Below are 13,649 nucleotides of genomic sequence, written 5' to 3' on the forward strand. Positions count from 1 at the left end.
CCGCCGACCCGGCCCGGCGGGCACCGCGCCCGGCGGGCCGCCCTGGCGTCGGTCGCGGGGCCCGGTGGGTCAGTCGCGGGGACCGGCCTGGCGGGGGACCACGGCCTCGATCGGCAGGGCGCCGGGAGCCAGCTCCCCGGCGGCGGCCAGCGGCAGGGTGAAGCGGGCCTCGGCCGCGGGACCGGCCGCGTATGACTCGCGCAGCATCCAGCGCACCTCGTCGGCCGTCCAGCCCAGCCCGGCCCGGCCGGCGATCTCCCGGACCAGGCGCAGCGCCACCCGGGTGTCGTCGTCGTAGAACCGCATGCACCAGTGGTGCACCCACATGCCCAGCGCGCGGAGGCCGTCGGCGTCGAGCGAGCGCACCAGCCGGCCGCAGGCGGTGTCACCGAACGCCCGCCCCGGGTCGCCGGCCCGGTCCCGTTCGATCGCGCCGACGGCGGCCGGGGCGACCGCGCGCATCCGCTCGTAGAAGCGCTGCACCACCGCGCCGTCCAGCGGAGGGTGCCCGTCCCGTGTCGACGCCGCCCGCCGACCCGCCACGCTCGCCATCGCCGCACCCCTTCTTGAGTTGGTGGCCGGACGGTACCGACCACAACCGACACTTTCGGCGCCGGGCGTCCGGTTCAGGCCCGCACGGCCACGTCCGATTCCCGCGAGCCAGGGGCGCCTGGCAGGGGCATCATCGGTGACGTGGAGTTGGACTTCGAGCGGTGCTACCGGGCGGTCGACAGCCGCGACCAGCGGTTCGACGGCTGGTTCTACACCGGCGTCACGTCGACCGGGATCTACTGCCGGCCGTCCTGCCCGGCGACGACGCCGAAGCGGCAGAACGTCCGGTTCTTCCCCTCGGCCGCCGCCGCCCAGACGGCGGGGCTGCGCGCCTGCCGGCGCTGCCGGCCGGACGCCGCCCCGGGCTCACCGCAGTGGGACGTGCGGGCCGACGTCGTCGGTCGGGCCATGCGGCTGATCGCCGACGGGGTGGTGGACCGCGACGGCATCCCCGGACTGGCCGCCCGGCTCGGCTACACCGAACGGCACCTGCACCGGATGCTGCGGGCCGAGATGGGCGCCGGTCCCCTGGCCCTGGCCCGGGCGCAACGCGCCCAGACCGCCCGCACCCTGATCGAGACCACCGGGCTGGGCATGGCGGAGGTCGCGTTCGCCGCCGGGTTCGGCAGCGTGCGGCAGTTCAACGACACGGTCCGGGAGGTGTTCGGGGCGGCCCCGTCCGAGCTGCGCACCGCCGGCCGCCGGTGTCCCGCGCCGGGCGGGGCGGGCACGATCACGCTGCGGCTCGCGTACCGCCCGCCGCTGCACGCGGAGGCGCTGCTGGACTTCCTCGCGCTGCGCGCGCTGCCCGGCGTCGAGGAGGTGCGCGACGGGACGTACCGGAGGGGCCTGCGGCTGCCGCACGGCGCGGGTGAGGCGGCCCTGGCCCCGGCGGACGGGCACGTGACGGCGACGCTGCGGCTGACCGACATGCGCGACCTCGCCCCCGCCGTGGCCCGCTGCCGTCGCCTGCTCGACCTCGACGCCGACCCGACCGCCGTCGACGGCACGCTCGCCGCCGACCCGGCGCTGGCCGGGGTGGTCGCCGCCGAGCCGGGCATCCGGCTCCCCCGCTCGGTCGACGGCTTCGAGATGGCCGTACGCGCGATCGTCGGCCAACAGGTCTCCGTCCGCTCGGCCCGCACCACCCTCACCCGCCTCCTGGCCCACCTCCGCCCGCCCGCCCGCCACACCCCCACCCCGGGCCCCGCCGGCGTTGATCAAGAGGTTTCGACAGCCGGGAAGCGCTCTCGGGAGCCGAAACCTCTTGGTCAACTAGCCGAGGGGGCGGGGAGGGCGTGGCTGTCCGGTTTCCCCACCGCCGAGGAGGTGCTCGGGGTGCCGGACGAGGTGTTCGGGATGCCGGCCGGGAGGCGGGAGACGATCCGCGGGCTGGCCCGCGCCGTCGCCGACGGGTCGCTGGACCTGGCCCCGGGCGGGGACCGCGAGGAGACCGTCCGGCGGCTGCTGGCGCTGCCCGGGATCGGGCCCTGGACGGCGGGCTACGTGGCGATGCGCGCCCTCGGCGACCCGGACGTCCTGCTCCCCACCGACCTCGCCGTACGCCGGGGCGCCGCCGCCCTCGGCCTCCCCGACGCCCCCACGACCCTCGACACGTACGCCGACCGCTGGCGCCCCTGGCGCTCGTACGCGGTGATCCGACTCTGGAGAGCAGCATGAGCATGAACGACAGCACCGTCATCGACACCCCAGCCGGGCCGCTCAGCATCGTGGCCGGCCCGGACGGCGCGGTCCGGGCGGCGGGCTTCACCGGCGACCCGGAGAGCCTGCTCCCCCTGATGCACCCGGCCCTGCGGGCTCCGCTGCGGCACCGGGCCGACCTCGGCCCGGTCAGCGTCGCCGTGGCGTCCTACCTGGACGGCGAGCTGACCGCGATCGACGCCGTGCCGGTTCAGCAGCACACGGGGGGCGCGTTCATGGCGCACGCCTGGCAGGTGCTGCGCGAGGTGAAACCGGGAGACCCGGTGACCTACACCGGTTTCGCCGGGCTGGCCGGCCGCCCCGCCGCCGTACGGGCCGCCGCGGCGGCCTGCGCCCGTAACGCCGCCGCCCTGTTCGTCCCCTGCCACCGGGTGCTGCGTACCGACGGGACGCTCGGGGGCTACCGCTGGGGGCTGGACGTGAAGAAGTGGCTTCTCGGGCACGAGCGGCGATGACGGGAAGCCGACACCTGCGCGGACCCCGTTTGAGGCTACCGTCGGGTAGTGCCTGACGGTGGCGGCAACCCGGCCTCCCGGGTCGAGGCCGGCCGGCACCCGCTGCACAGCCTCTGGCGGCTGCGCCACTACCTGCGCCCGCACGCGGCCGAGTTCGGCTGGCTGCTGCTCGCCGGCCTCGCCGCCACCGGGGCCGGCATCGCCGTACCGCTGGTCGCGCAACGGGTGGTGGACGGCCCGGTGGCCCGGCAGGACCCGGCCGGACTGTTCCGGCTGGCCGGGCTGGCGCTGCTGCTCGGCCTGGTCGAGGCACTGCTGATCTTCATCCGGCGCTGGGTGCAGTCGTCGTCCTCGATGCGGATCGAGGCGGCCATCCGCGAGGACGTCTACGCCCACCTGCAACGGCTGCCGACCAGCTTCCACGACCGCTGGCAGTCCGGCCAACTGCTCTCCCGGGTCACCAGCGACCTGTCGGTGCTGCGCCGGTTCCTCAGCTTCGGCCTCTTCTTCCTGATCCTCAACCTGGTGACCTACCTGGCCGTGGTGACGCTGCTGATCCGGCTGCACCCCGCGCTGGGGCTGCTGGTGGCGGCGAGCGCGGTGCCGCTGTTCCTGATCAGCCGCCGCTTCGCGCGGCACTACCACGCGGCCTCGCGGCGGATGCAGGACCAGCAGGGCGACCTGGCCACGCTGGTCGAGGAGACCGCGCAGGGGCTGCGCACGATGAAGGCGTACGGGCGGGGGCCGGAACTCGCCGCCCGCTTCGCGACCGGCGCGCGGGCGCTGCACGACACGGGGGTCGGCAAGGGCCGGCTGCTGGCCCGCACCTCCGCCCTGCTCGACCTGGTGCCCAACCTGACCCTCGGCGTGGTGCTGGTCGCCGGCGCGGCGGCCGCCGCGGGTGGGGTGCTGACCATCGGCGAACTGGTCGCCTTCGTCAGCCTCCAGCTGATGCTGATCTGGCCGGTGCAGTCGCTGGGCTGGATCATCGCCAACGGGCAGGAGGCCGCCACCGCCGCCGACCGGGTGCGCGAGGTGCTGGACACCCCGCCGGCCATCGTGGACGCCCCGCACGCGCTCGCCCTGCGCCGCGCCGACGTACGCGGGCGGCTCCGCTTCGAGCGGGTCTCGTTCCGTTACCCGGGCACCGCCGCGCCGGTGCTGCGGGAGATCGACCTGACCGTCGAGCCGGGCGAGACCGTGGCCCTGGTCGGGGCGACAGGTTGCGGCAAGAGCACCCTGCTCTCCCTGGTGCCCCGGCTGCACGAGGTCACCGGCGGGCGGATCACGCTGGACGGGCACGACCTACGCGAGCTGCGGTTGTCCGCCCTGCGCCGACTGGTCGGGGTCGCCTTCGAGGAGCCGACGCTGTTCTCCATGTCGGTGTGGGAGAACCTCACGCTCGGCCGGCCGGAGGCCGGCGAGGACGAGGTCCGGGCCGCGCTGGCCCTCGCCCAGGCCGATTTCGCGTACGAGCTGCCGTGGGGGTTGGCCACCCGGGTCGGCGAGCAGGGGCTGTCGCTCTCCGGCGGGCAGCGGCAGCGGCTGGCGCTGGCCCGGGCGGTGCTCGGCCGGCCGGCGCTGCTCGTGCTCGACGACCCGCTGTCGGCCCTGGACGTGCACACCGAGGCGCTCGTCGAGACCGCGCTGAAGCGGGTGCTCCGCACCACCACCGCCCTGCTGGTCGTGCACCGGCCCTCGACGATCGCCCTCGCCGACCGGGTGGCGCTGCTGGAGCAGGGCCGGATCACGGCCGTCGGGCGGCACTCGGAGCTGCTCGCCGCCGTGCCGGCGTACCGCGCGGTGCTCTCCGCCGAGCCCACCCCCGCGCCGCCCGGCGACCGTGGCCTGGTGCGTTCGTGACCGGCGGCACCGGCGGCCCCACGAGCGGGGCGGACCTCGCCCGGTGGCGCGGCGTCGCCACCGACCCGGACGCGGACCGCAGCCGCGCCGAGGACACCGACCCCGAGGCGGTGGCCCGGCTCCGGGCCCGCAGCCGGGTGCTGCTGCGCGACCTGCTGCGCCCGCACCGGCGCCGCCTCGCGCTGGCCGTCGCGCTGCTGCTCGGCCAGAACGCCGCCGCGATGGCCGGGCCGTACCTGGTGATGCTCGGCATCGACCGGGCGATCGCGCCGCTGCGGGCCGGCGATCCCGGCCCGCTGCTGGTCGTCGCCGCCGGGTTCGTCGCCGCCACCGCCGTCGAGTACACCGCCCGCCGGGGCTTCCTCACCCTCTCCGCGCGGATCGGCCAGGCCGTCCTGCTCGACCTCCGCCAGCGGGTGTACGCGCACTTCCTGCGCCTGTCGGTGGCGTTCCACGAGCGGTACACCTCCGGCCGGATGGTGTCCCGGCTCACCAGCGACCTGGACTCGATCGGCGAACTGGTCGGTGGCGGCATCGACGGCCTGGTGCTGGCCGTGCTGTCGATCCTGTCGGTCGCCGGCATCCTGCTCTGGCTGGACGTGCCGCTGGCCGCGGTGACGCTGCTCGCGTTCCCGTTCCTGATCCTGCTGAGCCGCTGGTTCGCGCGGGCGTCGGCGGACGCGTGGCGGCGCACCCGGGAGACGGTGGCGCTGGTCATCGTCCACTTCGTCGAGTCGATGCGCGGCATCCGGGCGGTGCAGGCGTTCCGGCGGGAGCCGCGCAACCAGCAGATCTTCGGGGCGGTCAGCGACGACTACCGGCGGGCCAGCCGGGACGCGTTCCGGCTGATCGCGACGTACTCGCCGGGGATCAAGGTGATCGGCAACGTCACCGTGGCGGTGGTGCTCTGCTACGGCGGCTGGCGGGTGCTGGGCGGGGCGACCGGCATCGGCGTGCTGGCGGCGTTCCTGCTCTACCTGCGGCGGTTCTTCGAGCCGATGCAGGAACTGAGCCAGTTCTACAACTCGCTCCAGTCGGCCACGGCGGCGCTGGAGAAGCTCGCCGGGGTGCTCGACGAACGGCCGTCGGTGGCCGAACCGGCGCGGCCCGTGCCGCTGCCCGCCGGGCCGGGGCGCGGGGCGGTCGCCTTCCGGGCGGTCACCTTCGGCTACCGGCCGGACGCGCCGATCGTCGCCGGGCTGGACCTCGCCGTCCCGGCCGGCCAGACCGTGGCGCTGGTCGGGGCGACCGGCGCCGGCAAGTCGACGGTCGCCAAGCTGCTCGCCCGTTTCCACGACCCGTTCTCGGGCGCGGTCACCCTCGACGGGGTCGACCTGCGCGAGGTCGCCGACGCGGAGCTGCGGCGGGCCGTGGTGCTGGTGACCCAGGAGACCCACCTGTTCGGCGGCACGATCGCGGAGAACATCCGGTTCGGTTGTCCCGGCGCGGACGACGCCGCCGTGGAGGCCGCCGCGCGGGAGATCGGCGCGCACGACTTCATCGCCGCCCTCCCCGACGGGTACGCCACCGACGTGCAGCGGCGCGGCGGCCGGCTCTCCGCCGGGCAGCGGCAACTCGTCGCGTTCGCCCGGGCGTTCCTGGCCGACCCGACGGTGCTGATCCTGGACGAGGCCACCTCGTCGCTGGACGTGCCCACCGAGCGGCTGGTGCAGCACGCCCTCGGCACCATCCTGGCCGACCGCACCGCGCTGGTGATCGCGCACCGGCTCTCCACCGTGGAGACGGCCGACCGGGTGCTGGTGCTCGACGACGGGCGGTTCGTCGAGGACGGCCCGCCCGGCCGGCTCGCCGTCGCCGGTGGCCGGTACGCCGCCCTGCACCGGCAGTGGCGCGACTCCCTGCTCTGAGCGGCGGGACGCGTCCGGGCACGGGGCGAAACCACGTGGTCCGGCCCCGGGTCGCTGCCTACCATCGACGGATGACCGACACGGAGAGGACGGCCCGCGCCGGCGTCCCCGAACGTCCGAGCCTGGACGGCATCGAGGAGACCTGGGCGCGCCGCTGGCAGGAGGACGGCACGTACGCGTTCGACCGCGCGAAGGCGACCGTTCGGGGGCGCAGCGCGGCGTCAGACGCGCCGAGCCCGAACGGTCGCAGCGCCGACGTGTACGCGATCGACACCCCGCCGCCGACCGTATCGGGCGAGCTGCACATGGGGCACGTCTTCTCGTACACGCACACCGACGTGGTGGCCCGGTTCCAGCGGATGCGCGGGCGCACGGTCTTCTACCCGATGGGCTGGGACGACAACGGCCTGCCCACCGAGCGCCGGGTGCAGAACGTCTACGGCGTGCGCTGCGACCCGGCGCTGCCGTACGAGCCGGGCCGGCAGGTGCCCGAGGCCCCGGTGAGCGAGGCCGCCCGCAAGGACCCGACCCCGGTCTCCCGGCGGAACTTCATCGAGCTGTGCGAGCGGCTGACCGTCGCCGACGAGCAGGTCTTCGAGGCGCTCTGGCGGCGGCTCGGGCTCTCCGTGGACTGGTCGTTGACGTACACGACGATCGGCTCGGCGGCCCGGGCGGCCTCGCAGCGGGCGTTCCTGCGCAACCTGGCCCGGGGCGAGGCGTACCAGGCGGAGGCGCCGACCCTCTGGGACGTCGGCTTCGCCACCGCCGTCGCCCAGGCGGAGCTGGAGGACCGGGAGCGGCCCGGGGCGTACCACCGGCTGCGGTTCACCGGGCCGGGCGGGCGGGAGGTGCTCATCGACACCACCCGACCGGAGCTGCTGCCGGCCTGCGTGGCGCTGGTCTGCCACCCCGACGACGAGCGGTACGCCGACCTGGTCGGCGGCACCGCGCGTACGCCGGTCTTCGGGGTGGACGTGCCGGTGCGGGCGCACCCGCTGGCGGACCCGGCCAAGGGCACGGGCATCGCGATGGTCTGCACCTTCGGCGACCTGACCGACGTGACCTGGTGGCGGGAGCTGCGGCTGGACACCCGCGTGGTGATCGGCCGGGACGGCCGGCTGCTGCCCGAGCCGCCGGCCGGCGTGCCGGGGCAGCCGTACGCGGCGCTGGCCGGGCAGACCGTCAACGGCGCCCGGCGGACGCTGGTGGAGCTGCTGGCCGACGCCGGCGACCTGGTCGGCGAGCCGCGACCCGTCACCCACCCGGTGAAGTTCTACGAGCGCGGCGACCGGCCGCTGGAGATCGTCTCGACCCGGCAGTGGTACCTGCGCAACGGCGGACGCGACGCGGGCCTGCGCGACGAGCTGCTGGCCCGGGGCGGGGAGCTGCGCTGGGTGCCGGAGCACATGCGGCACCGCTACGCGCACTGGGTGGGCGGCCTGACCGGCGACTGGCTGGTCAGCCGGCAACGCTTCTTCGGCGTGCCGGTGCCGGTGTGGTACCGGCTCGACGACGCTGGCGAGCCGGACTGGTCCCAGCCTCTCACGCCGGCGGAATCCGCGCTGCCGATCGACCCGTCCATCGACGCCCCGCCCGGGTTCGAGGAGTCGCAGCGGGGCCGCCCGGCCGGCTTCGTCGGCGACCCGGACGTGCTCGACACGTGGGCCACCTCGTCGCTGACCCCGCAGATCGCCGGCGGGTGGGAGACCGACCCGGACCTGTTCGCCCGGGTCTTCCCGATGGACCTGCGCCCGCAGGGGCAGGAGATCATCCGCACCTGGCTCTTCTCCACCGTGGTCCGCGCCCACCTGGAGCACGGGGTGCTGCCCTGGCGGGACACGGTGCTCTCCGGCTGGATCCTCGACCCCGACCGGAAGAAGATGTCCAAGTCCAAGGGGAACGTGGTCACCCCGATGGCGCTGCTGGAGCAGCACGGCTCCGACGCGGTGCGGTACTGGGCGGCGAACGGCAAGCCGGGCATGGACCTCGCCTTCGACCCGGCCCAGATCAAGGTCGGCCGGCGGCTGGCGACCAAGCTGCTGAACGCGTCGAAGTTCGCCCTCGGGCTGGGCGCCGCCGACGCGCTGCGGGCCGCGGCCACAGAGCCGCTGGACCGCGCCGTGCTCGCCGAACTCTCCGGCGTGGTCGCCGCCGCGACGTCGGCGCTGGAGGCGTACGACCACACGGCCGCGTTGCAGGTCGCCGAGGGCTTCTTCTGGCGGTTCTGCGACGACTACATCGAGCTGGTGAAGGAGCGCGCCTACGGCTCCGGGCCGGGGGCGGACTCCGCCCGGGCGGCGCTGGCCACCGCGCTCTCGGTGCAGCTGCGGCTCTTCGCCCCGGTGCTGCCGTACGTGACCGAGGAGGTGTGGTCGTGGTGGCGCTACGGCTCGGTGCACCGCGCGACCTGGCCCACCACGTACGAGGTGGACCGGGCCATCGAGGGCACCGGCCAGCCGGAGCTGCTGCGGCTGGCCGCGGACGCGCTCGGCCAGGTGCGCCGGGCCAAGTCGGAGCGGAAACTGTCGATGAAGGCGGAGGTGCCGCTGGCCGAGGCGCTCGGCCCGGCGGCCCTGTTGGAACAGCTGACCCTGATCGCCGACGACGTCCGGGCCGCCGGCCGCATCGCCAAGCTGGACCTGCTCCCCGACCGCACCCCGGAACTCGTCATCGCCTGCGCGTTCTGACCGGCCGGCCCCGTCGCGCTCTCACCGGACGCGGCGGGGCCGGTGGCCCAGCGGCGCGACGGGGGCCGGTGGGCCCAGCGGCGTGGGCGGGGCTTCACCAGCCGCGCAGCAGTCGCAGACCCAGGAGGAAGGCGACGACGGCGGGGCCGACCAGCAGGGTGATCGCCTGGAGGCGGTACGGCATCCGGTGCCGGGTCAGCTCCACCGCGTTGCCCAACACGATCATCCCCGCCAGCATCAGGAACGCGCCCCACATCGGCGCGGCAGCGACGTCGACCAGGTCGACGCGGGTCAGTTGCAGCGTCCCGCCGAGCAGCACGGCGCCGGCCAGCGCCAGCAGGGAGACCGCCCGGTGCAGCCCCCGGGCCAACGGATGGACCAGCCGCCACCGGTAGGTGCCGGCGACCGCCAGGCACGGCAGGATGACCATCAGGGGCCAGCCCCGCCCGAACACGCCGAACATCAGCAGCGCCCCGACCGCGAACACCAGCGCGCCGAGGCAGGCGACCACGTAGCCGGCGAAGGCCCGCCCGCCACCCCTGGCCAGCAGCGGCCCGCCGGTGGCGGCGATCAGCGCGCCGGGGATCAGCACGAACCCCGCCCACCAGTGGAAGTGCCCGGTGGCCTGCGCGGCCGTGGTGGTCGCCGCCGCCGCCAGCCCGGCCACCGCCAGGCTCACCATCCAGTGCCGGCCGGCACCCGGATAGGCCTCCCGCGACATCACCAGCCCCGTCTCCGCGCTCACGCCGTCAGCCTCGCCCAGCCGCCCGGCCCGGTCCATCCGGGCAGCCCTACCATCGCAGGGTCGGGCTGCCCGGAGGCCGTCAGGTCGCGTCCCGGAATCCGGCGGGGCGGCCCGGCCCGTCGGGGATCAGCTCGTCTCGCCGGCCACGCTGAAGGAGCGGAGCCGGTCGATGGCGAGCGCCGTGAAGCCCGCGCTGATCAACGCGGCCATCACCGCCGCCACCGGCACCGAGACGCCGGCCTCCAGCAGCCCGGTGGGGGCCATCCGGTCGGCGAGGGTGATCACGTACTGCTGGATGGAGAGCACCTTGGTGCCGCTGACGACGTTGCCGAGCAGCCCCTCCCAGATCAGCACGTAGACCAGGCCGAGCAGCACCGGCCGCCGGGTGACCAGGCTGAGCGCCACGAACAACGCCGAGTACGCCAGCGCGCCGACCGCCGACGCGGCGGCGAGCGCCAGGCCGAGGCGTACGGAGTGGGCCAGCACGCCCGCCACGTAGATCGGCACGGCGACGGTGACCGCGGTGACGCCGGCGGCCACCGCCAGCTTGGGCAGCACGATCTGCCAGCGCGGCAACGGCTTGGTCAGGATGTGCACGACGGTGCCGTCGTCGATCTCGGCCCCCAGCACGCCGGTGCCGACGATCAGGGCGACCACCGGGAGCACCACGGCCAGGCCGAGGCCGACCAGCACCGGCGGGCCCCACTCGCCCGGGTCCACCCCGAGCGCACGGGAGAGCACGGCGAGCAGCACCAGCACCACGGGCAGCGGCAGCAGCAGGAGGAACCGGCGACGCCCGAACAGCCCCCGCACGGTGATCCAGGAAACGGTAGACATGGGTTCAGGCCTCCACGAGGTAGGAGAAGACGCTCTCCAGGGATTCGTCCTCGGGCACCAACTGCCGCACCCGGATGCCCTCCGCCAGGGCGATCTTCGGCAGGACGCGGGTGAACGCGCCGTAGTCGCCGGCCCGCACGGTCAGCCCGGCGCGGCCCAGCTCGACCCCCGTCACCGACGCCTCGGCCATCAGCGCCACGGCGAGCGCCCGGTCGTCGGTGGAGTGGACGGCGAAGACGTGCGGCCGGTTGGTCATCAGCCGGCGGATGGTGCGGAAGTCGCCGGAGGCGGCCAGCCGGCCGGCGACCATCACCTGGACGGTGCCGGAGACCTGCTCGACCTCCTCCAGGATGTGCGAGCTGAACAGGATGGTGCGGCCGGCGTCGCCGAGGCGGTGCAGCAGCTCCATCATGTGCAGCCGCTGGCGCGGGTCCATCCCGTTGAACGGCTCGTCGAGCAGCAGCACCTGCGGCTCGTGCACCAGCGCCGCGGCCACCCGGGCACGCTGCCGCATGCCCTTCGAGTACGTGCCGATCCGGCGGTCCTGCGCGCCCTCCATCTCCACCAGGGCGATCGCCCGGCGGGCCGCCTCCGCCGGGTCCGGCAGCCGGTGCAGCTTCGCGCTGGCCAGCACGAACTCGTACGCGGTGAGGAAGGTGTGCACCGCCTCGCGCTCGCTGACCAGGCCGAGCCGGCGGTAGACCTCGGGGTTGCGCCAGGTGGGCCGGCCGTCCAGGCTCACCGCCCCGCGCGACGGGGCCAGGAAGCCCGCCATCATGTGCAGCAGGGTGGTCTTGCCCGCGCCGTTCGGGCCGAGCAGCCCGGTGACGCCGGGGCCGAGGCTCATGCTGACGTCGTTGACGGCCACCACGTTGCCGTACCAGCGGGAGACGCCCGCGAGGTCGAGGGTGCTGGCGGCGGCGGTCGGTGCCCCCGCCGCCTGGTCGACGCTGATCGTGGTCATCGGGCGGCCACCTTCCGGTATCGCAGCATCAGCAGGGCGACGCAGCCGGCCACGAGCAGCACGACGGCGACCGCGTAGACCGGGCCGAAGTCGCCGATCGGCACTCCGCCCTCCCCCTTGAACAGCAGCAGGTCGCCGAGCGCCCAGGTGCCCACTCCGCCCACCAACGTCGAGGGCGAGGCGAGGAAGGCCAGCTCGTTGACCGCCTGGGAGGGCATGATCGACAGGGTGCCGACGATCGGGGTGGTCATCAGGAACACGGCCACGATGCCGCCGGCCGCGAACGCCCGCTTGCCGGTGGACGAGGCGACCAGCAGCCCGACCGAGGCGAAGACCGCCGCCCAGAGCCCGGCGTAGAGCAGGCTGGGCAGCAGGTCGAGCAGCTCGTTCCAGACCCCGCGCATGCCGTCGCCGGTGGTGAACGCGGCGCCCAGGAACATCACCAGCTGCGGCCCGCCGAGCAGCAGCCAGAGCGCGGTGGCCAGCGCCAGCAGCTTGGCCAGCGGGTAGTCCGACCTCGGCAGCGGCCGGGAGAAGTAGAGCGGCAGCACCCCGCTGCGCAGGTCCCGCGAGACCAGCTCGGGGGCGACCGCCGCGACGAAGAAGATGACCAGCCAGCTCATGTTGTCGGCGAACTGGGCGTACGACATCACCGACTCGCCGACCTGGCTGCGTACGGCCGCGAGCCCGGCGGCCACGACGGTGACGATGGCGACCACCAGCCAGGGGAAGATCTTGGCCTTCGCGCTGCGGCCCAGCCCGAACGCCGTACGCAGGCCGTGCAGGTAGAGCGCGCCGAAGACGGCCCGGCGGCCCAGCCGGGGGCCGGTGTAGCGCTGGTAGCCGATGTCGTGGATGACGCCGGTCGGCTCAGGCATGGCTGGGCTCCCTCGTGGCGAAGAGTTCGGCCACCCGGTGCCGGCGCTGGTCCAGCCGGTGCAGCGGCAGGTCCAGCTCGGCGACCGCGCCGAGGATCAGGTCGTAGGTGGCGTCGTCGGCGAGCTCGACGAGCAGCAGCCGGCCGTCCCGGCGTACCGGCAGGTCGAGCGCGGCCAGCCGGGCGGCCAGTTCGTCGGTGCCCTCGCTCACCTCGACGGCGAGCACGTCGGTGGCCGAGGTCATGGCGGAGATGTGGTCGGCGCGCAGCAGCCGCCCGCCGTCGATGGCGACCAGGGTGTCACAGATCCGCTCGACCTCGCCGAGCAGGTGCGAGCAGACCAGCACGGAGATGCCGAACTCGGTGCCGATGCGGTGCACCAGCGCCAGCATGGCGTCGCGGCCGGCCGGGTCGAGCCCGTTGGTCGGCTCGTCGAGCAGCAGCAGGTCGGGGTCGTGCACCAGGGCCTGGGCGAGCTTGACCCGCTGCTTCATGCCGGTGGAGTAGCCGCCGACCGGGCGGTAGCGCTCCTCGTAGAGCCCGACGTGCCGCAGTGCCTCGGAGGCCCGTTCCCGGGCGACCGTACGCGGCAGGCCGCTGACCCGGCCGAGGTGGGTGACCAGCTCGGCGGCGGAGAGGTCCGGCGGCAGGGCGTCGTGCTCGGGCATGTAGCCGACCCGGGCGCGGACCTGGGCGGAGTCGGTGGTCGGGTCGAGGCCGAGGACCCGGACCCGGCCGCTGGTCGGGGTGAGGAGGCCGAGCAGGATCTTGATCAGGGTGGACTTGCCGGCGCCGTTCGCGCCGACCAACCCGATGATCCCCGGCTCGACCGCGACGGTCAGGTCGGCCAGCGCGGTGACCCCACCCCCGTACGTCTTGGTCAGCGAGTCGGTCGCGATGAGTGTCACGTCGTACAGCGTAGGAGGCGAGGACCCCTGTGGGCAGCGGCTCGCCCCCGGGCGCTCCCCTGATCCTGGCGGCCCGCGTCCCCTAGGGTGCGGCGCGCTCCCCGGCGGTGGCGGGCGTGCCGGCACGCATCGGCCCCCGCCACGCCGCACGGGGCAGACAGGACGCGGCCC

Annotated in this window: 11 protein-coding genes; 5 read left to right on the forward strand and 6 right to left on the reverse strand. The window is 75.0% G+C overall.

Annotated elements, in window-relative coordinates; all coding sequences use genetic code 11:
- Window positions 1-69: 69 nt before the first annotated feature.
- Window positions 70-552 (reverse strand): hypothetical protein, encoded by a 483-nt coding sequence (locus AC0OO9_RS10110; protein WP_225852416.1) that lies wholly within the window; start codon window positions 550-552, stop codon window positions 70-72.
- Between the two features lie 141 nt (window positions 553-693).
- On the opposite strand from AC0OO9_RS10110, the gene AC0OO9_RS10115 reads away from it, so the two are divergent.
- The 5 genes from AC0OO9_RS10115 to valS all read left to right on the forward strand — a co-directional run bounded on the left by AC0OO9_RS10115 (window position 694) and on the right by valS (window position 9,147).
- Window positions 694-2,232, forward strand: coding sequence for a DNA-3-methyladenine glycosylase 2 family protein (locus AC0OO9_RS10115; protein ID WP_484517065.1), 1,539 nt, complete (start codon window positions 694-696; stop codon window positions 2,230-2,232).
- Window positions 2,229-2,729 (forward strand): methylated-DNA--[protein]-cysteine S-methyltransferase, encoded by a 501-nt coding sequence (locus AC0OO9_RS10120; protein ID WP_484517066.1) that lies wholly within the window; start codon window positions 2,229-2,231, stop codon window positions 2,727-2,729. The genes AC0OO9_RS10115 and AC0OO9_RS10120 overlap by 4 nt, the downstream gene beginning before the upstream one ends.
- A 48-nt stretch (window positions 2,730-2,777) precedes the next feature.
- Entirely contained in the window at window positions 2,778-4,592 is a 1,815-nt protein-coding gene (locus tag AC0OO9_RS10125; RefSeq protein ID WP_484517067.1) for an ABC transporter ATP-binding protein, read from the forward strand.
- Complete coding sequence (locus AC0OO9_RS10130) at window positions 4,589-6,460, forward strand: ABC transporter ATP-binding protein (protein WP_484517068.1); 1,872 nt, start codon at window positions 4,589-4,591, stop codon at window positions 6,458-6,460. Before AC0OO9_RS10125 ends, AC0OO9_RS10130 begins: the two co-directional genes overlap by 4 nt.
- A gap of 71 nt (window positions 6,461-6,531) precedes the next feature.
- Window positions 6,532-9,147: a valine--tRNA ligase gene (gene valS, locus AC0OO9_RS10135; protein ID WP_484517069.1), complete on the forward strand. Its 2,616-nt coding sequence runs from the start codon at window positions 6,532-6,534 to the stop codon at window positions 9,145-9,147.
- 94 nt (window positions 9,148-9,241) lie between these two features.
- Here the strand turns inward: valS and AC0OO9_RS10140 are convergent, their stop codons facing one another.
- The 5 genes from AC0OO9_RS10140 to AC0OO9_RS10160 form a co-directional block, all read right to left on the reverse strand.
- Window positions 9,242-9,892 (reverse strand): hypothetical protein, encoded by a 651-nt coding sequence (locus tag AC0OO9_RS10140; protein WP_484517070.1) that lies wholly within the window; start codon window positions 9,890-9,892, stop codon window positions 9,242-9,244.
- A 126-nt stretch (window positions 9,893-10,018) separates the two neighbouring features.
- On the reverse strand, window positions 10,019-10,729 hold the full coding sequence (locus AC0OO9_RS10145; protein WP_421454589.1) for an ABC transporter permease: 711 nt from the start codon (window positions 10,727-10,729) through the stop codon (window positions 10,019-10,021).
- A 4-nt stretch (window positions 10,730-10,733) separates the two neighbouring features.
- Complete coding sequence (locus AC0OO9_RS10150; RefSeq protein ID WP_484517071.1) at window positions 10,734-11,693, reverse strand: ABC transporter ATP-binding protein; 960 nt, start codon at window positions 11,691-11,693, stop codon at window positions 10,734-10,736.
- Window positions 11,690-12,571 carry an ABC transporter permease gene (locus AC0OO9_RS10155; protein WP_132231010.1) on the reverse strand — a complete coding sequence of 294 codons (882 nt, stop codon included), beginning with the start codon at window positions 12,569-12,571 and terminating at the stop codon, window positions 11,690-11,692. The genes AC0OO9_RS10150 and AC0OO9_RS10155 overlap by 4 nt, the downstream gene beginning before the upstream one ends.
- The gene (locus tag AC0OO9_RS10160; RefSeq protein ID WP_484517072.1) at window positions 12,564-13,478 is read right to left on the reverse strand and encodes an ABC transporter ATP-binding protein; all 915 of its coding nucleotides are present in this window, start codon (window positions 13,476-13,478) and stop codon (window positions 12,564-12,566) included. The genes AC0OO9_RS10155 and AC0OO9_RS10160 overlap by 8 nt, the downstream gene beginning before the upstream one ends.
- Between the last annotated feature and the right edge of the window lie 171 nt (window positions 13,479-13,649).

The organism is Micromonospora sp. USAFONa4 (genome assembly GCF_057197825.1).

Excerpts from the sequence above, each read along its gene's own strand:
- AC0OO9_RS10110 (WP_225852416.1), bottom strand. The coding sequence starts at position 552 with ATGGCGAGCGTGGCGGGTCGGCGGGCGGCGTCGACACGGGACGGGCAC.
- AC0OO9_RS10120 (WP_484517066.1), top strand. The coding sequence starts at position 2,229 with ATGAGCATGAACGACAGCACCGTCATCGACACCCCAGCCGGGCCGCTC.
- valS (WP_484517069.1), top strand. The coding sequence starts at position 6,532 with ATGACCGACACGGAGAGGACGGCCCGCGCCGGCGTCCCCGAACGTCCG.
- AC0OO9_RS10145 (WP_421454589.1), bottom strand. The coding sequence starts at position 10,729 with ATGTCTACCGTTTCCTGGATCACCGTGCGGGGGCTGTTCGGGCGTCGC.
- AC0OO9_RS10150 (WP_484517071.1), bottom strand. The coding sequence starts at position 11,693 with ATGACCACGATCAGCGTCGACCAGGCGGCGGGGGCACCGACCGCCGCC.
- AC0OO9_RS10155 (WP_132231010.1), bottom strand. The coding sequence starts at position 12,571 with ATGCCTGAGCCGACCGGCGTCATCCACGACATCGGCTACCAGCGCTAC.